We start from the raw sequence: 25,076 nt of genomic DNA, 5'->3' as shown, positions 1-25,076 counted from the left end.
TAATTTTTGTTTTCTTAAAGTTTCTTATGAAAAAGTTAAGGACTCTTAAAAAAATATTGAGTTATTAACAATGTGTTAAAACGCTTGTTTATACAATATCTTTTCAATATTTTCGTTGATAAATTGTGGATAAATATTTCCCGTAATTTTAAATATTTAGTCCTGATTTTCAGGCTTACACGTTTTAAAATTTAAAATTAATGAAATCAAGAAAAATACTTTTAGCGGTTGCTGTAATGTATTTCGGAATCTCCGATGCGCAGCAGTCTCAGTACTTTACACAACAAGAAAATTACAGATTCAATCTAGCCGAAAATCTTTATCAGACAAAAATATACAACGCTTCTCAATACGAATATGCAAGACAATATTTCTATAATCAGAACTTGTCGAGGTCGAGGAAGGAAGCTGCGCAGTTTTTTGATAACGTGATTGGCGTAATTCTTCAGAAAAATCATGCAGAAGAAGGATTGACGGCTTTCATGAAAGAATATCCGAAATCTGCTTATTTTGCTCAGGCGAATTTACCTTTAGCTGATTATTATTTAGCTAAAAAAGATTTCCCAAAAGCATTGGAAACTTTGAAAAAAGTCAACCAATATCAACTTTCTAAAGAAGAAAATACGCAATACATTTTGAAGTTAGGTTATGCTAAATTCATGATGGGTGATTCTAAAGGAGCAACTGATGCATTGGAGGAAGCTTACAAAACAGCAGACAATACTCAAAAAGGAGATATTGCTTATATGTTAGGGCATCTGTATTATTCGAACAGACAAAATGACAAGGCTTTTCAGTATTTCGATTCTGTGAAGGATCAGCCTAAATATTCGAAATTGGTTCGTCCTTATTATGTTCAGATGTATTATAATGATAAGGATTATGATAAGGCGATTTCTGAGGGAACAGCTTTGCTTAACGAAGATATTTCGGATTCTTACAAAGCGGAAGTTCACAAGATTATCGGTGAAAGCTACTTTATGAAAGGTGATTATACATCTGCTTACCCTCACTTAAAAGATTATCTAAATGTTCAGCAAAATCCGTCTGAAAATGACCTTTATGAAATGGGATTTGTTGCTGCACAGCTTAAAAAATATGATGAAGCAGTTTCTTATTATAACCAATTGTTAAACAGCAATTCTGCTTTAGCTCAAAACGCTTATTATCAGCTTGGAAATGCATATTTGGCGGTCAATAAGAAGCAGGAAGCTTTATCAGCCTTCCGTTCGTCTTACCAAATGAATTATGATAAAAAGGTTAAAAAACTGGCACACGAACAATATGCAAAGTTAAGCTACGATATAGGAAACCCGTTTGAAAGTGCTTCGACGGTGATTCAAAATTATATTAATGAAAACCAAAATGATCCGAATGCACCTGAAATGAGGTCGCTTTTGGTCAAATCATATTTGTATTCAGGGAATTACAAAGAAACGCTGAACGCGATCGATAAACTTCAGAACTCAACCCCTGAAATTAATAAAGTAGATCAGGAAGTTTCTTATTTATTGGGAACGGAAGAATTCAACAAAGGAAATTATGATGCTGCGGAGCAGTATTTCCTGAGAAGTCTAGGATTTAACATTAATAAAGAATTCAACAGCAGAGCTTTATACTGGTTGGGGCAGGCGTATTATCAAAAAGGAAATTATCCTTCTGCGATTGTTCGTTATGAAAAACTGCTTAACGAAAACTTTCCTGAAAAACAGCAATTGCCTTACGATTTAGGATATGCTTATTTTAAATCTAAAAAATTCGATCAGGCAGAAACTTATTTTAAGCAGTATTTAACCAATCCAAAACCTGAGTTTAAAAATGATGCGGAACTTCGTTTAGCAGACATCAATTATGCCAATAATAATCTGAACGAAGCAATTGCAATTTATGATAAAAATGAAGACGCGACGGATTATACCTTATATCAGAAAGCAATGGCTTTAGGATTTAAAGGAGATACTCAGGCGAAAATTACCAACCTTAAAAATCTTTTATCTAAATATCCGGGTTCTGATTATTATGACGATGCTCAATACGAAATCGGAACAGCTTACGCGGCTCAGGATGATTTTGCCAACTCGAATGATTTCTTTAATAAAGTGATTAAAACTTCGTCTGATAAAGACTTAGTGGCGAATGCTTCAATTTACAGAGCGCAGAATTACATCGATCAAAATCAAAATGATAAGGCTTTATCCGAATTAAGGTCTTTGGGAGATCAGTATAAAAATACAGCGTACGCAGAGAAAATCGTTCAGGCGGCAAAACCGATTTTTACGAAGAATGGAGACGTTGCAGGATACGAAACTTTTGCTAAAAGTATCGGCGTAAATGTCGATGCTTCTGAAATTGATGAGATTAATCTGTCCACTGCAAAACAGTATTTCACGAAAAAAGATTATAAGAATGCAATTTCTTATTATGAGAAATATTTAACACAAAATCCAACAGGAGAGGGGCTTTACCAAGCAAAATACGAGTTGGGTGAAAGTTATTATCAGACTAAAAATACAACAAAAGCGCTTCTTGTTTTACAAGACGTTGCCAATGTTCCAAACGATTATCAGGATGATGCGCAAACTCGTTTAGCACAGATTTATATTGCTCAGGGAGATAATGCGGAGGCTAGAAAATATTTGGAAAACATCAAAAATTCTTCTAACGTAAATGTTAAAAATTACGCCAATGTAGAGTTGATGAAGTTGTATGCAGATGAAAAGAATTTTGCTCAGGCTGAAAAATTGGCGGATGCAGTTATTGCCAACAATAAAAACTCTGCTGCAGTGATTGAAACTGCCAAAGTAATTAAGGCGAGAAGTCTGATGAATTCTGGAAAAGATAAAGATGCGCAAACAGCTTATACTTCTCTTGAAAAGTCTTCCAATACAGAAGTGGCGGCAGAAGCTTTATATGCAAAAGCATTCTATCAAAACAAAGGAAAAGCCTTTAAATCTTCGAATGAAACAATCTTTAAACTAGCCAATAATTATGCTTCTGAGGAATATTGGGGTGCAAAAGCACTGGTTCTGATGGCGAAAAATTATATTGGCTTAAAAGATAATTATCAGGCAAGTTATACTTGTGACCAGATTATAGAAAACTATAAGGATTTCCCTGAGATTGTTGCTGAAGCAAAAGAGGTTAAAAAACAGATTAAAAAGTAAAAATATTTTTAAATGTATCAATTTATCAATGTAATGATTTGCCAATTCGAGACATTGTTATATTGCTAAACTGATACATTGATAAATTGATACATTATTAATACAAAAAGTAATGAATAGAAGAATTCAATTATTATCCATCATATTTTTAGGGTTTTCGTCGGTGGCGTTTTCCCAGATCAAAGAAGAGAAGCTGATTCTTAATAAAAAGAGAGAACCGGAAGTAAAAAAGATCGAAAAAAAGAAAACTTCGGTAGAGACAATTAAAAATTATCCGCCAGAAGAAAAATCGCAAAACCCTGTACAATACAATATTACAGATGTTCCTGCAGTTTCGGATTTCAAAACTTCCACCATTCAGGGGCAGGATGTGACGCCTAAATTCCAAGGCTCAACTCAAAATAACTACATTCAGTTTGGAATGGGTAATTATGGGAAGATTTTGGGAGATTTAAACATCTCAAAAACTCTTGAAAATAAACTTGAAGTTGGGGTTGATGCTCATTTTCTTTCAACCTTAGGTTTGAAAAAGGAATACGATTGGGATTCCAAACAAAGTGCAACTACAATCGGTGCTTTTCTTAATTCTTACGGAGAAAAAGGAAAGTTCAATTTAAATGCTGAATATGGTTTGAATAACAATAATTATTACGGTATTTATGCATTACAGCCAGGAGATGTAGATTTGGACCAGAGAGTTAACCAATTTAAAGTAAATGGTTATTACGATTTTTATTCTAATGAAATTTTAAATGATGTAAGGGTAAAATCTTCATTCTTAAAAGATCATTTTGATGCTCAGGAAAATCAGGTTTCCGTGTTGGCGAATTTGTCTAAACATGCTGTTGAAATTGGAAAATCCGGAATTAATTTAAATGCAGATTTAGGTGTTGGTTTAGAAGCAGTGAAGAGTGAATTTGCAATAGGAGATAAAAATACGTCTAATTTTGTAAATACAAGTTTATCTCCTAAAGTGACTTTCAGAAAAGGAGAGTCTTACTTAATGTTAGGGTCATCTTTTTCGTTTCTGAATTCAAAAAATCAGAACGATTTGATGGCTGAACAAATGAAGAATAACAAAACATATTGGTTTCCACAAGCAGAATTCCAGTATGCTGCAGCCAATGAATTTAAATTTTACGGAGGAGTTGACGGTGGTTTGAAATTGAATACATATGCAGATTTATTGCAACAAAACCCATTCATTATTTCTGACCAATATTTAAGACCAACAGAAACAAAATATCATTTTTATGTAGGTTTGAGAGGAGATATCGATGAAATGTTTAAGTATGATGTTTCTGCGGGTTATGGAAAAATGAAGGATATTATGTTCTTCAAAGCTAATAGTATTTTCGACAATAATTATACTTTAAACCGCTCTGCATATGATTATGCGAATACATTTTCTGCCATTTATGATGACGGAAATGTGGGTGACATCAAAGGAAGTCTGCAATATTTCCCATTGGCAAATTTAATTTTGGACACAGAAGTAAAATTCACAAAATTTGATCTTAAAAATTACGACAATATCTATAATGTTCCATTGCTTACTGCAAGTCTTGGAGCAAAATATACGATGTTGGATCAAAAATTATTGTTAGGTTTCAAAGGGATTTTTGCTAGTGACAGAACAACAAATTCATTTGCTATTGAAGGAGTTGGAAGTCCAATGATGTATCAATCAACCGAAAATACCAACGACAAAGTAGGTGGTTATGCAGATTTAAATCTTTCGGCAGAGTATAAAATTCACAAAAATTTCAGTATTTTCGCACTCGGAAATAATCTTCTGAGCTCAAAATACCAAACCTACAAAGGATATAAGGTTCTTGGTGCACAGATTTTGGGAGGTGTGAAGATTACATTCTAAAATATTAATAATGAGCAATCGGTAATGAGTAATATTTTCAATTACTTATTATTCATTACCCATTACTCATGAATTGGCTTCGTAGTTCAACTGGATAGAATATCGGATTTCGGCTCCGAGGGTTGGGGGTTCGAACCCCTCCGAAGTCACAAATTGCCAATTAGTGCCTAAAATTACCAAATAAAGAAAATTTATTTGGCGATTAAAAACAAAAAACACGTCATTGATTTGCGTGTTTTTTTGTTTTTTGTGTCAGTATGATAAAATTCACAAAAAAATGATATTTAAATACTCAATTTGAGTCAATAAAAGTATTAAATTCGGGAAAAATTTTTAATAAAAAAAAGAAACGAATAACCTTATGCGAAAACTCTACACGGGTGCACTATTTATGTGCCTTTCCTTGAGTGTACCTGCTCAGGATGTGGTTTGGCAAAAAGATATAAAATCTTCTACCCAGGATTTTTTGAGCCAGATCACGACAACGATCGACGGACAATATTTGATTTCGGGAAGTTCGATCCAATCCAAGAAATTATCTGCAGAAAGTAAACAAAACAACGGTTACGATTTCCATTTGGTTAAGCTTAATCAAATGGGAGAAGAAGTCTGGGAGAAGTATTTTTCTGGTCAAAACCATGATTTTTTGTCAGAGGCTGTTGCTACTCAGGAGGGAGGTTTTCTTGCAGCCGGAACTTCTTACAGCAACAAAGGCTTCGATAAGAAAGAAGATTGCAAAGGAGGTTCCGATATTTGGCTGATCCGAATTAATGAATTCGGAGATGAACTGTGGCAGAAAACCATTGGAGGAGCTTCTGATGAGGAGGCCAGAGCGGTGATCCAAACTACAGACCTGGGATTCTATGTTGCAGGAAACATTCAGAATTCAGCAAAAGGTTATGGATCTAAAGACGTTCTTATCATCAGACTTGACAAAAACGGGAAGGAATTATCTCAACTTATTTTAGGCGGAAAAGGATTGGATGAAGTTGAGAAGATGATTCCTACAAAAGATGGTGGCGCTTTACTGGGAGTGTATTCCCGAAGTAATTCAGGTGGAACAAAGAGGACAGAAAACTTCGGCGAAGGCGATTACTGGATCATCAAGCTTACCAAAGACGGCAAGGTGGAATGGGAAAAGAATTTCGGCGGAACAGGAGATGACCATTTAAGAACCTTGGCATTGACTTCCACAGGCTACTTAATCGGCGGAGAATCGAGATCGGAAAGATCAGGAAATAAAACTGCAGGTATTGAAGAAGGAACAGATTTATGGTTGGTTTCACTCAATGAAAGAGGAGAGGAGATCTGGCAGAAATCCTACAACTTCAAGAACCGGGATGTACTTATGGGAATGAGCGTGCTGCATGCATCAGATGATAAATCGTCAAAAGGAATTTTATTAGGCGGTTACACACAGGCAGAAGGACGTATTGAAAATGATGATGAGACGTTTTGGATGCTCTACCTGGATCAGAATGGTAATGAGCAGTGGAGAAAGCATGTGAAAGGGGAATCAAGAAAAAGGGAGGAGAGGCTTTCAGATATTAAGCTCAACAGAGATGGTTCGATTGTACTGGCCGGAACAAGTGCTGAGGAACTGGGAGAAGAGAACTGGAAGATTGTAAAGCTGGGTGACAAGCAGATTGACCAGTTGATCGAGAAGCAGGATATTAAGATTTATCCGAATCCGGTGAGTGATTATGCGTATGTTGAAATCGGCTTTGATTTCAAGGAGGCGGATATTGTGCTGTATGACATGGGGGAAGGCAGCTTCAGAGTTTGAAAACGAAGAATAAGGTAACGAAGATCAATACCCAGAATTTGATTCAGGGAGCGTATTTAATTACGATAAAAACGGATACCAATAAAACGGCTAACGCAAAACTAATAAAGAAATAAACAGAGATGAAAAAAATAACGATTGCAATAGTTTTATTAGCATCTTTCAACAATCTATTCGGCCAGGGAAACCAGAGCCAGTATGATCCTGGTATTAAAAATGTACCTACTTCTCCGGAGGTAGCCTTATTGGGAAGGTTTGGGGATATTCCGGTGGGTCATTACACAGGGACGGCAGAAGTATCGGTTCCTTTATATACATTGAAGGTAGACAATATTGAGATACCACTGGCCTTAAGCTATCACACCTCGGGCATCAAGGTAGCTGATGAAGCGACCTGGGTAGGCTTGGGCTGGAACTTTATGCCCGAGGGAACGATTACCCAGGAAATCAGAGGGAGAGAGGATAATCCTTATGGAGGAGATGGATTTAATACATTATCTGGATATACTGCTTTTAAAAATAATTTTACAACGACACTATACACTGAGACTCCCTATTATAGGCTAATGATGGGAGCTCAAGAAACGAATGATGGACTTTCGGCAATTAGTCCATAACCAACAGATGATGCTTATGATGTTATTATAGCCCTAAAGGCAAAAAAGGGCCAACCGGATATTTTCAATTATAATTTTTACGGTTATTCCGGTAAGTTTTTCTATAACCCGGAAAATAATAATGAAATTCTTTTTTTGGAAAGTAATCAAGATGTAAAATTTACCAGAAATTTTGATGGTTGGCTGGCAACTACCAATAAAGGTGATAAATATTTCTTTTATGTAGTTGAAAAATCTAGAACTAATCAAACAGATTATACAGACATTGGAATAACTTTTAAAGTTTCTAAGATTCAACTTGCTAGTGGAAAGATCATCAATTTTACCTATCAGGATGAAAGTACCTATCAGGAATATCCGACTGAAGTTGCTCATTTTCCTATATTTGGACAAGGTCAAAGTGTTACGACCACTTATAATGCAACAATTAATAATAAAAAGACATTAATTGGTATTGAAACGGAAGATACTCAAATCGATTTTAATTTAAATAATAGGGATGACATTAAACCATATTCTAATTCCATTCCCATTAAAAAATTGGCTTCTATTGATATCAGATCAAAGTATCCAGATAGAAAAATTAGGAGTTTTGTATTTAATACTACTTATTTTCCAACCTTTTCTTTTAGTGGTGTAGAGCAGGGATACAGAAATAAGAGATTAAAACTGAATTCCATTCAGGAGATTAATTATAATGAAGCTGGAACTGCTGTTCAAAATATTCCCCCATATACCTTTGAGTACGATACGACATATATAATGCCTTCAAAAATATCCAGTTCTGATTTTTACGGGTATAATAATGGATCAAACAGTACTTCTCTTCTTCCGGATCTTAATTACTTTGATTACCTTAATACTTCTCCATATAAAAATTATAATATTAATGTTACCTATCCCTACAGTCCGACAAGTAGATATACATCTCCTCAATATGTTACGACGAATATTTTAAAAAAGTTAACGTATCCTACCGGAGCACGTACGGAATTTGAGTATGAATCAAATACTTTTGTAAATCAATTCATTCCCACTCAGGCGCAGGTGAACGCATTACATACAGATGAAAGTGTAACTCACAGAGGTGCATCTACAATTCCTGGAGGCTATTACTTTATAAAAAGTCAACCCTTTAAACCATCACAAACTGTGACCATAAATTTCTCAAATACAATTTTTGATGGGTATATGGGGGCAACATCTCCGCAAACTCATTATCCTTATTCGGAAATGATTAAATGTAAAATTAAATTTTACAAAAGAAAAGGTGCTAATTCACAACAAACAGAAACATTGTTAAAAGAATGGAAGATTGATGTAGCCGGCAGTGTTTTTGAACAGACACATCAACAGAAATGGGATGAAAATGTTGTTGTACCTTTTGACAGTGATCCCACTACAGAATATTATGTATATGTAGAAAACGGGATACAATATAATCCCAATGATGGTATCCATTATGCTGTAGTATCAAGCAGATTTAAATATGATGATGACGGAGCAATTGATAAATCATTTTCTTACGGCGAAGGTGTTAGAGTCAAGTCGGTAAAAAACTATGATAATAATACTTTACAATCTCATAAAATTTATAGTTATGCAGGTGGAAGATTAATATATAGATTCGAACCGATAGGTCTTATAAGAGAGGCGACCTACAAGTCACAACCGACAATGCAGAACGGCGGATGTTTTATGGAATATAGTATATCCATCTTTAACGATTTATCTATAAATTCCAATGATTTTGGGATCAGCGGCAATAAACCTTTTGGATATGATGAAGTTACTGAAAAAGATGTGGATATATTTAATGGAGCATATAAAGGATTTACAAAATACAGGTTTAGCAATACCGAATCTCAAGGTTCATACATTGCATTTAAAGGAATACCTAAACGAGAAATTCCATCCAATGGAGAAAATGTATCTATAGAAAAATATGATCAGAATCAAAATATAGTGTTCAGCCAAAACTATTCCTATTCAAATCTTCCAAATACGTATGCAATTTATCCACAATTTTATATTACAGATACTTCAACAGGCCCTTATGATCCTACGTATGATGCTTATCCCGCTGTATTGCTAGGATGTACCGGAGGAGATTGGCCTGTTGGCATCTCTTATTCGGGAAGCACGATTGGCAATCCAAGTCCCGTTTCTAAATATCATTTTGTATTCAATCCGTTGATCACGGGTAAGCGAAGACTGATGAGAACGATTGACACGAGTTATCTGAATGGTAAGGCGATGGTTGAGCGTACAGATTTGAGCTATACTTCTTCGGGAGATTTGGATATCAGTACCACTACGACGAGTGAGGGTAAGATTCTGACCACGGATTACGATTATGCAGATGATGTGAACAACACGCGTTTGGTCAATAAGGGGATGACAGGTATTCCGCTGAGTATTGAGGTTAGTTCGGGAAGCACACCTGTCAGTCATGTAGAAACTAAGTATGATAATTTGGATAACTATTTACCGTCTTCTGTTGTATCGAGTACTATAGGTGTCAGCAATATGGATACTGAAGTTACATATGATAAATATGACGCAAAGGGTAATTTACTTCAGTATACGAGAAAAGACGGTATTCCGGTATCGTTAATTTGGGGTTATCATAATACGAAGCCCATTGCTAAGATTGAAGGGGTTGCGTATGATCAGGCTATTGGTTTGGCAGGTGTATCAGATATTATCACACAGTCTGAACTTGATGTTAATGCCGTTACGGAAACTACGTTTATCAATGCATTAGATACATTCCGAAAGAGCAGCAACCGATATCTAATCACCACTTACAGTTATGATCCTTTGATCGGAGTTACGAGCATTACTCCACCTTCCGGTATCCGCGAGATTTATAAATATGATTCAGCGAACCGACTCTATCAGGTTGTGGATGTTAATGGGAAGCTTTTAAAAGAATACACATATCATTATAAAAACTAATAAAGGATGAAAAAACTCATTATTCCTGTTGGGATGTTATTTGTGTCTGGATTTTACCAAGGACAGACGACTACTCCCAGTTCAGGAGAAAACTATATTTACAGCAAGATTATTTTAGATTACGATAGCAATAATCAGGTTTCTAAAACTTCAGAGAGCGTACAATATTTAGATGGTTTGGGAAGAGCCAAGCAGGTCGTCAATGTCAAGGCAGCCCCAAGTGGTAAGGATTTGGTTAGCACGATTCCATATGATGGTTTCGGTCGTGCTGTTGATTCGTGGCTTCCTGTTCCTATGTCTACGCTTAACGGGGGTATCCAGTCTGGTGTTAACTCAGCGGGTACTTCTTATTATGGGGACAGCACTCCGTTTGGTCACAGCAATCTGGAGAGTTCGCCATTAGACCGTGTTTTGTCTCAGGTTCAGCCGGGTTTGGACTGGCAGGGTCATGCCGTTCAGTTTGGGTATGATACGAATGATGGCAATGAGGTTTATAAGTTTATAACGACAACGAGTTTTCCTAATGGAGCGACGTCCAGTATTTTAAAAACATCGGGAGATTCAGATAATTCTTTATCGGGATTTTATAAAGCCAATAAGCTTTATAAGAATACAGTCACGGATGAAGATGGTAACAAGACGATTGAGTTTAAGAATGGTGAGGGACAGGTTTTACTGGTTCGTAAGGTTATCAGTGCCACAGAAAATGCAGATACGTATTATGTTTACAATGAATATAATTTATTGTCATTTGTGATCCCTCCCAAAGCTGTAGGATTATTGAAAAACAGCGGTCTTAGTGGAGGAACAGTTATTGACAATCCTATTTTGGGAGATCTTTGTTACCAGTATCATTATGATTCCAGAAGGAGACTAGTAGAGAAGAAGCTTCCCGGTAAAGAATGGGAATACATGGTGTATGATAAGCAGGATCGTTTGGTCATGACTCAGGATGCTAATATGGGGGCTTCCAAGCAGTGGCTTTTTACGAAGTATGACCAGTATGGCAGGGTTACCTACACGGGAATTTATACAAGTGGACAAAATTATGGAAGTCCGGGCAGATCCGTGGAGCAGGGTAATGTAGATGCCAGAGGGAGCAATAATACTTCGAGGCTTCCTACGGTGGGGCTTAATAGCAGCAATATGGATGTTTATTACGATAACGGTTCTGGAAGTTATCCTAATTCAATTACCAAGCTATTAAGTGTGAATTATTACGACACGTATCCTTATTATTTATTCAATCCGGACTTTCCTTTGAGTATTTTGAATGAGTCTACGCTGGGTGATGATTCATCTTCGGAATCTAGAAGTACCAAGAGCCTTCCTGTGGTGAGTTTAATTAAGAATATAGAGGATGACAACTGGACAAAGAGCTATACGTATTATGATAAGAAGGGAAGACCTATCGGTTCTTATTCGATTAATCATTTGGGAGGACGTACGGAGGTTTATTCCAAGCTTAATTTCTCTGGCGGTTTTGAACAGAGTATCACAAAACACAAAAGACTTGCGCTTGATACTGATAAAGTGATCACTGAGAATTTTACGTATGATTCTCAAAATAGATTATTGACACATACTCATCAGGTTGATGGAGGTGGTATAGAATATTTGACTCAGAATAAATACAACGATCTCTTACAGCTTGAGAATAAGAAGGTAGGAGGTACGGTTGCCGGTGTTGGTCTTCAGCAGGTTGACTATCAGTATAATATCAGAGGCTGGATGACCAGGATCAATGATCCTGGTAATTTAGGGAGTGATTTGTTTGGTTATGAAATGAAGTATACGAATCCAGTTTATTCCGGTGTTTCTTCTGGGAAATTTAACGGGAATATCTCAGAAATAGACTGGAAGTCTTCTGTGAATGGCGTATTAAAAAGATATAACTATCAGTACGATGTTTTGAACCGTTTGAGCGGAGGGATTTATTCGGAGCCTAATACGACTGTTCCTCAGAACAACTATTACAACGAAACAATGAGCTATGATCTGAATGGTAATATCATGACGCTTCAGAGGAACAGGTTTTTAAGCAATGTGGGTTTACAGCAGATGGATGATCTTACCTATATGTATGGTACGGGCAACAGGCTCAATACAATAACAGATACGACATTAAACTTTGGAGGTTATCCTGAGGTATCAGGTAATGTGATTCATTATGATCAGAATGGGAATATGACAGATCACCTTGATAAGGGAGTCTTGGGAATCAGTTACAACCATTTGAATTTGGTGGACTACGTTAAGTTTGACAGGACATATGTTCCAAGATTCCCAGATCTTAATGGTAATGTCAATGTCAATACGAAATATTTATATAGAGCAGACGGAGTAAAGCTGAGAAAGATTTATACCTATGGTTCGGGCAGGACAAGTTCGGAGGTTAGTACGATTACGGAATATTTGGATGGTTTTCAGTATGAAACAGAAGATGTAGGAGGAAGACCCAGTTTAACTATTGAACCGAATTTTGTACCGACATCTGAGGGTTATTATAATTTTGAAAATAATAAGTATATTTACCATTATACGGATCATTTAGGAAATATAAGGCTTAGCTACGTGAATAATGGTTCAGGAGCCGCGGCAATTGAAGAGAATAACTATTATCCGTTTGGATTAAAGCACGGCACGGGAGGAACTACAGGTAATCCAGCATATAAGTATCAGTACAACGGTAAGGAATATCAAAGTGAGACAGGGTGGAATGATTATGGAGCAAGGATGTATATGCCGGATTTAGCTAGATGGGGTGTGATTGATCCGCTCGCGGAGAAGTCTAGAAGATTTACTCCATATAATTATGCTGTGAATAATCCTGTGATGTTTACTGATCCCGATGGGAGAGAAATAATAATTTGGTATAATGACGGCAAAAAAGATCAATCAATTGCTTTAAAATCCTTAGATGATATTAATAAATTGAAAGGGATCAAAAATGATTATGTACAAGATATGTATAAAACTCTAAGCTATCTTTCAAAAGAAAGTGTTATTGATGAAGCATTGACGTCAGACTATAAAGTTAATGTTTATAATCCCGATAATGGTAAATCTGATGGAGCCAATGAATTTATACCGGATGGAGGTAAAGATGATCTAAAAATTGCTTATAATCCGAGATTAGCGACTTCATTGGTAAATGATGACCAAGCTGGATTTCCGATAGTCAATCAAAAAACAAATGGAAAGTTTCAAACTCCGGCATTAGGTTTTTTACATGAAATAGGACATTTCATGGGATGGACACTTGATGAAGGTGAAACTAATTTAAATTTAGTTGGTACTCCAGATCCTCTTTATAACAATGCAGCGGAGCGTTTTGTAGTTGATTTTTATGAAACCCCTTCTGCTAATCATCTTAAAGAATCAACACGAACTAATCATTTAGGTAAAAATTTTATTACAACTAGTCCAACTTCAATTAATTTTGTTAGAAATATTAATAATCCTATATTAAATCAAGCAGAAATGATTAAAGCAGAAATAGAAAAGAATACTAAATCAAGATGAAAATAATTATTGTTGTATTTTTAATATTAGTTTCATTCTTCGGAAACGCGCAAGTTTATGATTGTCCTTTAGATAAAGGAAGAATTGTTATTTCTTTAAAGAAAGAAAATTATGGTGTCAATGAATTAGGAACAACTATTACCTCTACTAAAAATGGAAAAGTAAGATCATTTATTTCGGGTAAGATTCTTAATGTTTTAAAAGATTCATTGTCAGGTTCTTATGTGGTAGTCGTCAATAATGAGAAGGAATATATATCTTTTAATGGCTTGTCTAAAGTAAATGTTAAAAAGGATGACATTATTAAAAAAGGTGAGAAAATAGGTAAAATAAAAATTACAGATAAAAAATATACACTTATTTTAATGAAGTTTATCGATAATAAGTTGATTCCCAAGCCCTTCGAAAATGATTTGAGATGTATAAAATAACTAATGTTTTTTTGAACTTTTAATAAAATAGAGTGCTAAATTTTGCACTCTATTTTCAATATCTAGCCTTGAACTTTTATTTAAATCTTCTATAAAAGGCTCGAAAACCTACAATGAATTTCGATTTTCTTTTTATCGTTTGAGTATAATTTTAGTTTAAGACCAATTATGATAATATATCTCTTGTTAATTTTTTATTTCAGGGGATAATTTTAATGGGTAATAATGATTGGGAGAGTTTTGTAATTTTGTTTAAATCTTCTAGAAAAGTGTTCGAAAATTGTACCTCTGCGGTCACAAATACCAAAACCCGCCCAACAATAACAAATTGTTTGGCGGTTTTTTTTATTATCCTAAAGCAACTTTACAATTTTGTAGTATTCTTTCTACGAACATTAGTTTTTTTTCTAAAAATCAGCCGGAATTTTTGTTGCGATTAAATTTATAGAATTAAATATGTTTTTATTAAAATTTTAATTAATCCCTAATTACAGTTTTATCATGATAAACCATCTCCGCAATCTCATCTTTTCGTTTAAAAGAAACACCTTTGTGAGCTTTCATATATTTTAATAAATCTGACGTAACCTTCACCATCTGCGGAGTTCCGCCGATACGATCATGAAAACTTATTGAGAATTGTCTTCTCTTCCTTTCACTTTCCGCATACAATTGGTCAAATTCCGCCTTTGCCTGATTCATAAACTGATCCACAGAAAAATTCTTACCTTCAATCAAGACAATATCATTGCAACGAATGGTGTAAGGAACAACCACAAAATCCTTATTATTAACATGAATAATAAAAGGTTCATCCCTACTGAGATCATCAATATGGTATGTAAAACCAAGCTCTTGTAAGATTTTCAAGGTGTTTTCACCTCTGCGAAGCCAGTTCGCATTATATCCGACAGGTGTAAAGCCTGTTGCTTTTTTTATAGCATCTGCCCCGTCTTTTATAAATTTCCTTTCGTCTTCGTAGGATAAATTATATTCCGGACTCCAACTCATTCCGTGAGCCGCTGCTTCATGACCACGGTCTACGATTTCCTTTGCCAAAGCCGGATTTTTTAAAACAGCTGTTCCGACCATGTGAGAGGTGACTTTAATGCCAAATTTATCCCAATTATCAAGCATTCTGGGAATCCCTTCTTTATAACCATATTCATACCAGGTCGAAGCGGGCAAATCGATGAAGCCTTTTTCCATATTGTTGGGAAACGGACTTTCAGCATTGTCAGGTTGTCCGCCTGCTTCAAACTGCATCGAAACGGAAACCACCAAGCGCGATCCATCTGCCCATTTACTGTTTTCTTGTTTTATCATTGTATTCTTTTTTGTTTCCATAAATGTTGTTGTAGATATTACAAGCCCACCAAATCCTAAACTACTTTGCTTAATAAAATCTCTTCTGGTACTCATAATTGATTAATTTTTGAAAGGTTAATTATTGAAATAACGGTGGAACGAGCGAGATCAATTAAAACTTGATTACTTTTTTTGAAGCTATTTCCCGCTTTCCACTATATCTTTTGTTTCGCTGTGCTACACAAAAGGATGCCGTTGCAATCGGGGCTATGGTTTCAGTCATATCATTAAACGTTAGGAAAATATCCATAGAGTTTGTCATTGAAAATAAAAAGTTTAAAAAGATTTAAAATAACTAAAGAGTAAATCTTTTGTGCTTTTTGTGGTTAAAAAAAATTAAAACCGTATCTGCGAAGTAATTCCTGTAAAGAAAATATTTTTACCAATCCCAGATGCTTTGATATAATCTTTAGCCTGAAACCAAGTCGCTTCCACTCTAAAATAAAGAAATGGATTCGGTTCCCAGATAATTTCCGTCTCCAACTGATTACCAATTTTCTTTTTCGTTGTACTGTTTGACGGATAAATCATTGTCGTATTTGGGGCATAAATTCCATCATTGCTGCTGTATCTCCAAAACATATCGTAATCAATGACCCAGTCGATGTTTTTAGTAATTTCAAAACTTAATGAAGGATGAACATCAATAAGATTCGAAGGACCAATTACAGAAGCCAATCCGAAATAAGCACCTCTCGGAAACAGCGGATTGAATGTCTGTAATTTTGAATCACCCTGCGTTTTGTCTCCGCTTATTAATTCTGTTTTAAAGCCAATTTCGGGATGAAATTTAATCGTATTAAAACGATACCCAGCATTAATGGAAGCTGTCCAGGCGTTGATGCTTTTTTTCGCAACATTACCGAACTGATAGACTGCTTCTCCGTCGTAGCGCCAGTTTTCAGTTTTACCCCAAATTCTTGTTCCTAATGAATGTCGGATTTCCTTTCCTGTTGCATCATCAAAATTGGCTTTTGCTCTTTTATAACCTAAATAATAAACATCAATATTCTTAAAAAACGGAATTTTATTCAGTACAAAATAACTTCCCCAAAACTGGCGATCCTGATTGGATTTATCATCAAAGATACCGTCTCGCGCAACCACATAATGCGTAAAGAAGAAATCTGCGGAAATATTGTCTTTTGCGGTTATCAATTTCAATCCATCAAAAGATTGTCGGTTATTCGGGCCGTCTCTTAATGCTACTAAACGCTGTGATCCGTAAGAAAGTTCCTGCCTTCCGGCTCTTAGAATGAGTTTCTTATTTTTTTCATTAATAAAATTAAAATCTGCAAAAACCTGATGCATTTCAAGCGGATTCCCGTCTACAGGACTCGGATCTATTCTTCCGTCTGCCAGACTGCTCTGCAACTGAATAAACGCCCTAAAATATTTTCCCGCATGAAAATCTGTATGAAACAAATATCTAGATAAAACATAACCATCTTTATCCTGTTCGCCATCGCCCCAGTTTTCATTTTTAGCATAGAAATATTGAAATCTGATATCACCGCCGAAACTGAAATAAGCACTTTTTGATTCATTAATGGGCAAAAATTTCATCGTTTTATACCAATTTTTGTTGATTGTATCATTTTTCAGAAAGCTGTAATCTTCGTCTTGTCGGGTAGATTTTAAGTTTGGAAATTCCTGCGCAAAACCTGAAAACGGAATCAATAAAGACAATGTTAAAAGTTTATTTTTCATGATCGAATTTTTAAAAATTAGCTATCATTGAATTATTTAACACCATTTTCTTTAATATCTTTATACGCGTTCGGAATATTGAAATTGAAATGAAGCCAGTTGAAAAGTTCGTACCCTTTATTAAATTCTTTCATGGTGACCGTTGCTTTGGTCTGTTCTAAAGTCAAACCTTTTTTTACGGCATTTTCAACATTGGTTTTCAGAGCAGTTACGTAATCAATGGTGTATTTAATTCCTGCTTTATTAGTAATTCTTCCATGTCCGGGAACAACAATATCTATATCGGAAATCATATTGTAAATTTTGTTGAGATTATTCACCGGTTCTAAAAAATAACCATCAAACAACCACGGAATAGCCGGACTTTCCGCAATGAAAGGATTTCCTGCCCACAAAACATTTCCAGAGGAAGATTTTAAATAGACAAAAAGATCAGCGGGAGATTGCGCCGTTCCAACGTTGATGATTTCCACGATATTTCCTTTTCCCATATCGATTTTCATAGTTTGATTTATCGCAATCGTAACATCTGCAGGACGATACACGCTTTCTTCAATTCCTCTTCCGGTACCGAAAAGTCCAATCATGAATTTTTTAATATTGTCATAGTTTTTAGCAAGATTTTCTTTACAGAATTCATTCTGAATGATAATTGTCTCTTTCGGCAACAGATAATTTCCAAAGCAATGATCTCCATGATCGCTTGTATTGATCGCATAAACAATAGGTTTATTCGTCACAGATCGGATCAGTTTATATAATTGATCGTACAATCCTTTGCTTAACATTGTTTCGATCAGCAAAACACCTTTATCGCCAACGATAAATCCCGCAGAAGTCGCTTGTGGAATACCTTTTGTGGTTTCTGTTTCGGTTGTACTTGGTGAAACAGCATAAACATTTTCTGAAATTTTATGGAGTTTTAAAGTTACTTTATTAGCGTCCCAAATCGGGATATGATTGGGCATCGCAAATTGGGCATAAGCTGTATTCGCCCAAAAAAGCAAAATCAATATTTTAATTATATTTTGAGTTTTCATAAGAGGTTTGTTTTGAGTTTTAATTGAACTTCTTTAAACTAATTTTAAGTTTAACCGCAAAAGATTCAAAAGATATCTGTAATGATTATCAGATAGCAAGAGCTTTTAAAAGATTAAAAATCAAAGATTTTTAAATACTTATGTGTTCTTTCCATAACCTTAATGATAAGTTTTTAAAATATTATCTAAATCTTTTGTGTCTTTTGTGGTTAAATAAAGAGCAGTAATAGTCTTACTGTTTTTTTTGAGTGTAACCGCCAAAATATTTCACAGGCGACCATTCCGGAATGACAGGATCAATTGCTGGATCCAGCGATTTAAAATCTCTTGCTGCATAAACAATTTTACCGTTTACGACCGTTAAATCAGATTCAATTTCCCGTACTTTATCATCGGAAATGGTGAAATAATCGTCTGAAAGAATAGAGAAATCCGCATACATTCCTTTGATCAGTTTTCCTTTAGCTTTTTCTTCACCGGAAAACCATGCGCTTCCCGAAGTATATAATTGAAGAGCTGTGAATTTATCCAAAATCTGATCTTTTGGCCAGAACTGCATTCCGCCCAGCGTTTTTCCCGTAATCAGCCAATGCATTGCCATCCAGGGATTGTAAGTTGAAATTCTTGTGGCATCGGTTCCCATTCCAACAGGAATTCCCATGGCCAGCATTTTTTTGATGGGTGGAAGTTGGGTTTTCGGTTTTCCGTACAGTTTTTCATACAATTCTCCCTGAAAATACATTCTGAACTGCACCGCAATTCCGCCATTCAATTTTTTAACTCTTTCTAATTCTGACGGAGTAATGGTTTCCGCGTGATCGAAAAACCAACGCAGTCCGTTGAAAGGCGTGTCTTTATTTACTTTTTCAAAAACATTCAGCATTCTGTCGATCGATTCTCCATACGTTGCGTGAAGTCGGAACGGCCATCTGTTTTTTACAAGAAGCCTGATAATCGGTTCCAAATCGTTTTCCATTTCATCGGAAAGAACAATTCTCGGTTCTAAAAAGTTTTCGAAATCAGCTGCCGAAGCGACAATATTTTCTCCTGCACCTTCTTCTGTATAACCGTTGGCAACCAAAAGATTATCATTTTTATTGATCACCGTTTCCGCAACCCATTTTTCGTAATCCTGAAGTTCTTTCCCTTTTTGCTGAGCGAATAAATAATATGAAATTCTAAGATTTAATTTGCCCTGTTTTGCCAGTTCCATTGAAGTTGAATAATCCCCAGGAAAATTTTGTGAACCTCCTGCTGCATCAATCACTGAAGTCAAACCAAATCGATTAAGTTCTCGGTTGAATTGCAATGAACTGTTAATTCTCTCTTCCGGAGACAGTTTTGTTGTTAATCCTAATGTTGAATAAATGGCTTTCGGCGTTTCTTTAGCGAACATCAAACCTGTTAAATTTCCGTTTTTATCGGTTTCAAGAACGCTTCCTTCGTAATGAGTATCTTTTGTGTAACCCAAAACTTCAATTCCTTTTTTATTTAAAAATGCTTTGCCGTACAAATACGTAATGAAAACAGGTTTGTCGGGAACAGCCGCATTGATTTCCTCGATTGTAGGTTGTCTTTTTTCCTCAAAACCGAACTCGTTCCAGCCACCGATTACTTTGATCCAGACTCCGGGAGGTGTTCTTGCAGCCTGTTCTTTCAAAATTTCCATGGCTCTTTTTAAAGTTTTCACGCCGTCCCAACGTAATTCAGAATTATAGTTTAATCCTTCACGAATCACATGGATATGACTGTCATTTAAGCCCGGAACAACCGTTTTTCCTTTAGCATCAATGGTTTGAGTGGTTGAAGTTTTATAAGTATCTAAAATATTTTTTGAAGTTCCTGTTGCCAGAATAAGTCCGTTTTTTGTGGCGATTGCCTGAACAAATTCACCGGGTTTTTGCATGGTTGCAATTTTTCCGTTGTAAACGATAAGATCTGCTTTTTCCTGAGCCTGTACAAACAGACCAAAGGAAAATAAAAATAGTAAAAATGTTCGTTTCATTTTTTTAGATTTAATTGGTCTTTTTAAACTTTTATTGAAAAAAGAATTGGTTATTTGTTGGTAATCACAAAGGCGCAAAGTATTTTTGATTCTTCTAAATGTTTTCAAGGCGCAAGAAAATCAAAGATTTTCGTAAAGATTTTTTTAAAAAAACAGTATAAATTTTATCGAAGATAAAATCTTTGCATCTTAAAGACAGCTTTTTAAAATTCAACTTGGAGTCTTTGCGATTATCAACAATAAAAGTTTAAAAAAGTTTGATTTAATATCTATTTAGCAAGAAAAAATGCCAATAAATCTTTCTGAACCTGAGCCGTATTTTCCTGAACCAGCCAATGTCCTGAACCTGCAATTTTAGATTCTGTTACATTTTCAGCGACCAATTTAGAATGATCTTTAAGGAACGCTGCAGCGAAATATTCTCCGCCCATTGCTAACAAAGGCATTTTCAGTTTTGTTTTAGCGAAGACCAAATTATCTTTTCCGTCCTGAGGAAAATTTGCAAACCATTTAAAGCTCGATTTAGCACCGTCTTTTACAGAATATGCTCTGATAAATTCAGCAGTTTCTTCAGGTGTGAAAGGATTTTTTACGTGTCCTACAACCGGCCAGAAATCAGTTAAAAATTCTTTTTCTTTTCCTGTTACAATGTCTCCTGAAGCTGGCCAAGCAAAGAATCCGAACCACCAGGCCGAAGCCGAAACCTGTGACCAAACAGGCTCTATTCCAGGAAGCAAAGCATCCATTAAAGCTACTTTTTTCACTTCGTTTCCGTATTGTGCGGCGTAAGCATAGGCAACCATCAATCCGATGTCGTGTCCCGCAAGATTGATTTTATTATAACCTAATTTTTTTACAAGTTCGTGAATATCTGTTGCCATCGTTTTTTTATCATAACCTCCTTCGGGTTTCTCAGATTCTCCGACACCTCTCAAATCCGGTGCAATTACAGTGAAATGTTTAGAAAGCTCTGGTAAAAGGCGATTCCACATATACCAGTTTTGTCCGAAACCATGAACCAAAACCAATGGCTCACCTTGTCCTCCGATTACGTAGTGAATATTTACTCCATTTACCAAAGCGGTTTGATGCTTGAAATTTGCAGGCGGATCCGCTGGTTTTGCATCAGAACTGGCACTGGTTTCTCCTGTTTTTTGAGCTTCAGATTTTGAATTTGTATCATTTTTTGTACATGCTGTAAGCGTTAAAAAGATAAATGTTAATAGGCTTAAAAAGTAGATTTTGCTTTTTTGCCCGACAGTTTTAAAGGTAGTTGTCATAGTTTTTTAATTTAAATATGTTAATGTTTCTATTAATTTTTCTGTTTTTGAATCCACTCTAAGATGTAAACCGCGACCTCTTGCCATCCCGGTTGTCCTAATACAAAATGGTTTCTTCCCGGAAAAAGTTTGTAATCCGTAACCGAATTTTTATCGCTGTATTTTTTATAATTATCATGATTGAGTTGATACGGAATCGTATGATCGCTTCCTCCTGCAATCAATAATAAAGGTTGATGAGGTGCGCTGAAATCTACTTTTGCAGCGGAAGTTATCGTGTCACGAACAACCAGTTTGGATTCGGGAATTGCGAGTTGATAACCTTTTTCCTGCCATTCGATCGGAAGTCCGTTGGTGAACGCATATTGCCATTGCGAAAAGCTCATTAAAAAAGTTTTTTTCGTTGAAGTAAAAAATCCGAGCGGACCCCATCCGGCTTTTAAAAAGGAAAATTTAAAAGTAATAATTCCTTGTGGAGGAACGGAATGAATGGCAACCGCAACAGAAGCCAATCCTCTCTGATTTAGGATTTGAGCAATTAAGCCACCTATAGAATGACCAATAATAATCGGTTTTTCAGGAAGTGATTTTGCAATTTTTTCGTAATGCTCAATCAATTGAGTTAAACGGATTGAAGCCACTTGCGGATCCGGATGTCTTTTTCTGAGCACTTCCGGTGAAGCATCTTTAAAAGGCCATGATGGAGCAATAGTTTGATAGCCTTTCGTATTATAAAAATCTTTCCATTCGTTCCAGCATTCATTGCTTACAAATGCTCCGGTTATGAAAAGAATCGTTTTTCGATAGTCTGTTTGCATGGGAATGTATTATCTTGTTTTGCAATGAATTACACAAAAATTGAACATTTTTAATAATATACTGTAAATCAGTTTTTTATGAAATTTTAAATTTTTTAAAGCCAACGATATTTCGTCGAAAAACGAAATAGGGTAGCGGTATTTCGTTTGATGAAAAAAAGCCTGTTAATGCTTGTTTTAGAGGGGATTATGTTGTACATTAGTACGGTTTTTATCCCTCAAAAATGCCCCTTAAAAAACCGATACCGCTGCGCTTATGTATAAGCCGATTTTTTCTTACGTTTATTTTCGTAATGATTTCCTTTTGTGGGTATTCTCAAAACAATTTAAAAAACAATGAAGACGCTGCTTCTGCGGAAAAAAGGCTGAAATCTCAAGACAGTGACGAGGAGAAAGTCGATTTATTATTGGCTTTAAGCAAATATTATTATGAAAGAGATAAGTACGATATTGAACCCGTTACGAGATCTATAATTTATACAAAACAAGCATTTACACTCAGCGAAAAACTTCAATACAAAAAAGGATTGGGAACTTCTTATCTGTGGCTTTCGATGTTGGAACAGCATGATAATCATTTTAATAGAAGTTATTCTTACGCCAATTCTGCGATTAATATTTTAAATAAAATCAACGAATACGATTTGTTAGGTGAAGCTTGGGTCATGATTTGGTCGAGCAAAACTTTGATGGGTTTGAAATATGAAGATCGTATTTTTTATCTTAAAAAAGCTGTAACGTATTTCATCAAATCAAATAACAAAAAGCGTCTCGGAGATTGTTACAGGGAAATGGGAGATATTTATCTTTTGCTTGGAAGAGGAAATGAATCATTGACATATTTGAAAAAAGCGTTAACTCTTTATCAGCAAAGTAATTATAAAAGGCTGGATAATCTTTATGATCTTATCGGAGCTGCGTATATTTTTTTAGGAGATTATAAGGAAGGATTAAAATATGAGTTTTTAGCTCTTGATACTGCCGAAAAACTCAATGAAAAGGAAGAGTTTTTTTATGTGGTTTACAACAGAATCGGATTGGCTTATGAAGAAATAAATGATTACAATAATGCTTTACTAAACTATGAAAAATCGCTGAAAACGGCAGAAGATTTTAGCACGGTTGATTTTAGCAGAGCCATTGAAGATATCCGAGCGATTGTAGGAAATATTTCCCGAACTTATCTTAAAGTCGGACAGTATGATAAAGCTTTGACATTCATTAATAATATAAAAAAGAAATATCCTACTATCGAAGAAAAAAACTCCTTCAAACTGGATTGTATCTTAATAAGAATTTACATTCGCAAAAAACAATACGAAAAGGCATTTCATTATCAATCCAAAATAATTTCAAAAATTAATAAGGTTCACGATTTTGATGTTTTGGCGTTGATTTATACAACTTTAATTGATTTAAATTTAGCCATAAAAGATTATGACAAAGCAAATTACTACAACAATCTTCATTTAAATGTTTGCGAAAAACTAAATAAAGACAGCTATTTTGCCGATTATAATTTTTGGGAATATAAAATCGATTCAGCAAAAGGAAATCTAAAACCGGCGTTGGAACATTACAAAGAATACGTAACATTCAGTAAAAAACATCTTGACGAAAAAACGTCCAATGAAATCAACAAGCTGAATGTTCTGTATCAAACTGAAAAGAAAGACAAATACATTACTAATCTGAAAAATGCTTCTCTTATTCAAAAAGGGAATCTCGAAAAAGCATCTTTGATCAGAAATATCATGTTTGCTGGTTTTGTTATTCTTCTGGCTTTCATCTATTTTCTGTACCGAGCTTATCAATCGAAACAGAGAAATAATTTAATGCTTAAAGAGCAACAGGACCAAATATGGGAAAGCAATGTTTCTTTGAAAAATGCAATCAATGAAAAAGAGTGGTTGTTGCGGGAAATTCATCACAGAGTCAAGAACAATTTGCATATGGTGGTCGGTTTATTGGCTAGTCAGACCGAATATTTGCAAGGAACTGAAGCAATTGATGCCAATCTGGAAAGTCAGAGAAGGGTAGAGTCTATGTCGATGATTCACGATAAATTGTATCAGTCGGAAAACCTTTCAATGATCGATATGCCGTCTTATATTTTGGACTTAACCTATTATTTATCAGATTCATTTGATGTGAGAAGGCAAATTCGCTTTGCTTTAGATATAGAAAAAGTAGATTTCCCGTTGTCGCATTCCGTTCCGATTGGTTTGATTTTAAATGAAGCCGTGACGAACTCCATAAAATATGCTTTTCCCGACAACAGACAAGGTGTTGTGACGATCATTTTGAAACAGGAAAACGGCAAATTTCGACTGACGGTTTGGGACGACGGAATCGGAATTTCAGACATGATAGATCCCGAAAATACACAATCTTTAGGTTTAAAACTAATGAAAGGACTGAGCGAAGATATTCTGGCAGATTTTAAAATTTCGAATGAATCCGGAACGAAAATCGAACTAATTTTTACAATGTAA

The 25,076-nt window shown here is 35.3% G+C and carries 15 protein-coding genes and 1 tRNA gene; 10 read left to right on the top strand and 6 right to left on the bottom strand.

Translation table 11 applies throughout. The features are described from left to right. Positions 1-200: 200 nt before the first annotated feature. From ACKX2A_RS03670 to ACKX2A_RS03630, 9 genes are all read left to right on the top strand, one after another. Positions 201-3,164 carry a tetratricopeptide repeat protein gene (locus ACKX2A_RS03670; protein ID WP_415327683.1) on the top strand — a complete coding sequence of 988 codons (2,964 nt, stop codon included), beginning with the start codon at positions 201-203 and terminating at the stop codon, positions 3,162-3,164. Positions 3,165-3,276: 112 nt separating this feature from the next. Next, positions 3,277-5,040, top strand: coding sequence for a TonB-dependent receptor (locus ACKX2A_RS03665; protein WP_415327682.1), 1,764 nt, complete (start codon positions 3,277-3,279; stop codon positions 5,038-5,040). A 75-nt stretch (positions 5,041-5,115) separates the two neighbouring features. Continuing rightward, positions 5,116-5,189 (top strand) — tRNA-Arg (locus ACKX2A_RS03660). 212 nt (positions 5,190-5,401) lie between these two features. Then, entirely contained in the window at positions 5,402-6,826 is a 1,425-nt protein-coding gene (locus tag ACKX2A_RS03655) for a T9SS C-terminal target domain-containing protein (protein WP_415327681.1), read from the top strand. Beyond that, a complete protein-coding gene (locus ACKX2A_RS03650; protein WP_415327680.1) occupies positions 6,823-6,942 on the top strand; it encodes a hypothetical protein in 120 nt (39 codons plus the stop codon). Before ACKX2A_RS03655 ends, ACKX2A_RS03650 begins: the two co-directional genes overlap by 4 nt. Positions 6,943-6,948: 6 nt before the next feature. Further along, positions 6,949-7,443, top strand: coding sequence for a hypothetical protein (locus tag ACKX2A_RS03645; protein WP_415327679.1), 495 nt, complete (start codon positions 6,949-6,951; stop codon positions 7,441-7,443). Between the two features lie 135 nt (positions 7,444-7,578). Then, positions 7,579-10,404, top strand: a complete 2,826-nt coding sequence (locus ACKX2A_RS03640; RefSeq protein WP_415327678.1) for a hypothetical protein — start codon at positions 7,579-7,581, stop codon at positions 10,402-10,404. A gap of 6 nt (positions 10,405-10,410) precedes the next feature. Continuing rightward, positions 10,411-13,929: a DUF6443 domain-containing protein gene (locus ACKX2A_RS03635; protein WP_415327677.1), complete on the top strand. Its 3,519-nt coding sequence runs from the start codon at positions 10,411-10,413 to the stop codon at positions 13,927-13,929. Beyond that, the gene (locus ACKX2A_RS03630; protein WP_415327676.1) at positions 13,926-14,360 is read left to right on the top strand and encodes a peptidoglycan DD-metalloendopeptidase family protein; all 435 of its coding nucleotides are present in this window, start codon (positions 13,926-13,928) and stop codon (positions 14,358-14,360) included. The genes ACKX2A_RS03635 and ACKX2A_RS03630 overlap by 4 nt, the downstream gene beginning before the upstream one ends. Positions 14,361-14,837: 477 nt before the next feature. On the opposite strand, the gene ACKX2A_RS03625 is transcribed toward ACKX2A_RS03630, so the two are convergent. The 6 genes from ACKX2A_RS03625 to ACKX2A_RS03600 form a co-directional block, all read right to left on the bottom strand. Then, positions 14,838-15,782: a polysaccharide deacetylase family protein gene (locus tag ACKX2A_RS03625; RefSeq protein WP_415327675.1), complete on the bottom strand. Its 945-nt coding sequence runs from the start codon at positions 15,780-15,782 to the stop codon at positions 14,838-14,840. Positions 15,783-16,064: 282 nt separating this feature from the next. Next, complete coding sequence (locus ACKX2A_RS03620; RefSeq protein ID WP_415327674.1) at positions 16,065-17,438, bottom strand: alginate export family protein; 1,374 nt, start codon at positions 17,436-17,438, stop codon at positions 16,065-16,067. Positions 17,439-17,470: 32 nt separating this feature from the next. After that, the gene (locus ACKX2A_RS03615; RefSeq protein WP_415327673.1) at positions 17,471-18,478 is read right to left on the bottom strand and encodes an MBL fold metallo-hydrolase; all 1,008 of its coding nucleotides are present in this window, start codon (positions 18,476-18,478) and stop codon (positions 17,471-17,473) included. 232 nt (positions 18,479-18,710) lie between these two features. Further along, entirely contained in the window at positions 18,711-20,483 is a 1,773-nt protein-coding gene (locus ACKX2A_RS03610; RefSeq protein ID WP_415327672.1) for an amidohydrolase, read from the bottom strand. A gap of 269 nt (positions 20,484-20,752) precedes the next feature. Then, complete coding sequence (locus ACKX2A_RS03605) at positions 20,753-21,763, bottom strand: alpha/beta fold hydrolase (protein WP_415327671.1); 1,011 nt, start codon at positions 21,761-21,763, stop codon at positions 20,753-20,755. Positions 21,764-21,795: 32 nt separating this feature from the next. Continuing rightward, complete coding sequence (locus ACKX2A_RS03600) at positions 21,796-22,581, bottom strand: alpha/beta hydrolase (RefSeq protein ID WP_415327670.1); 786 nt, start codon at positions 22,579-22,581, stop codon at positions 21,796-21,798. A 293-nt stretch (positions 22,582-22,874) separates the two neighbouring features. Here ACKX2A_RS03600 and ACKX2A_RS03595 point away from each other — a divergent pair, with 293 nt between their 5' ends. After that, positions 22,875-25,076: a histidine kinase dimerization/phosphoacceptor domain -containing protein gene (locus tag ACKX2A_RS03595; RefSeq protein ID WP_415327669.1), complete on the top strand. Its 2,202-nt coding sequence runs from the start codon at positions 22,875-22,877 to the stop codon at positions 25,074-25,076.

This window comes from Chryseobacterium sp. MMS23-Vi53 (genome assembly GCF_047651245.1).
Classification (GTDB): domain Bacteria; phylum Bacteroidota; class Bacteroidia; order Flavobacteriales; family Weeksellaceae; genus Chryseobacterium.
Note: the sequence above shows the minus strand (reverse complement) of the source record. Positions and strands in the feature narration are given on the sequence as shown.

Coding starts and splice junctions, on each gene's coding strand:
- ACKX2A_RS03645 (WP_415327679.1), top strand. CDS start 6,949: ATGAAAAAAATAACGATTGCAATAGTTTTATTAGCATCTTTCAACAAT.
- ACKX2A_RS03625 (WP_415327675.1), bottom strand. CDS start 15,782: ATGAGTACCAGAAGAGATTTTATTAAGCAAAGTAGTTTAGGATTTGGT.
- ACKX2A_RS03670 (WP_415327683.1), top strand. CDS start 201: ATGAAATCAAGAAAAATACTTTTAGCGGTTGCTGTAATGTATTTCGGA.
- ACKX2A_RS03610 (WP_415327672.1), bottom strand. CDS start 20,483: ATGAAACGAACATTTTTACTATTTTTATTTTCCTTTGGTCTGTTTGTA.
- ACKX2A_RS03600 (WP_415327670.1), bottom strand. CDS start 22,581: ATGCAAACAGACTATCGAAAAACGATTCTTTTCATAACCGGAGCATTT.
- ACKX2A_RS03605 (WP_415327671.1), bottom strand. CDS start 21,763: ATGACAACTACCTTTAAAACTGTCGGGCAAAAAAGCAAAATCTACTTT.
- ACKX2A_RS03595 (WP_415327669.1), top strand. CDS start 22,875: ATGATTTCCTTTTGTGGGTATTCTCAAAACAATTTAAAAAACAATGAA.
- ACKX2A_RS03620 (WP_415327674.1), bottom strand. CDS start 17,438: ATGAAAAATAAACTTTTAACATTGTCTTTATTGATTCCGTTTTCAGGT.
- ACKX2A_RS03635 (WP_415327677.1), top strand. CDS start 10,411: ATGAAAAAACTCATTATTCCTGTTGGGATGTTATTTGTGTCTGGATTT.
- ACKX2A_RS03615 (WP_415327673.1), bottom strand. CDS start 18,478: ATGAAAACTCAAAATATAATTAAAATATTGATTTTGCTTTTTTGGGCG.
- ACKX2A_RS03630 (WP_415327676.1), top strand. CDS start 13,926: ATGAAAATAATTATTGTTGTATTTTTAATATTAGTTTCATTCTTCGGA.
- ACKX2A_RS03665 (WP_415327682.1), top strand. CDS start 3,277: ATGAATAGAAGAATTCAATTATTATCCATCATATTTTTAGGGTTTTCG.
- ACKX2A_RS03655 (WP_415327681.1), top strand. CDS start 5,402: ATGCGAAAACTCTACACGGGTGCACTATTTATGTGCCTTTCCTTGAGT.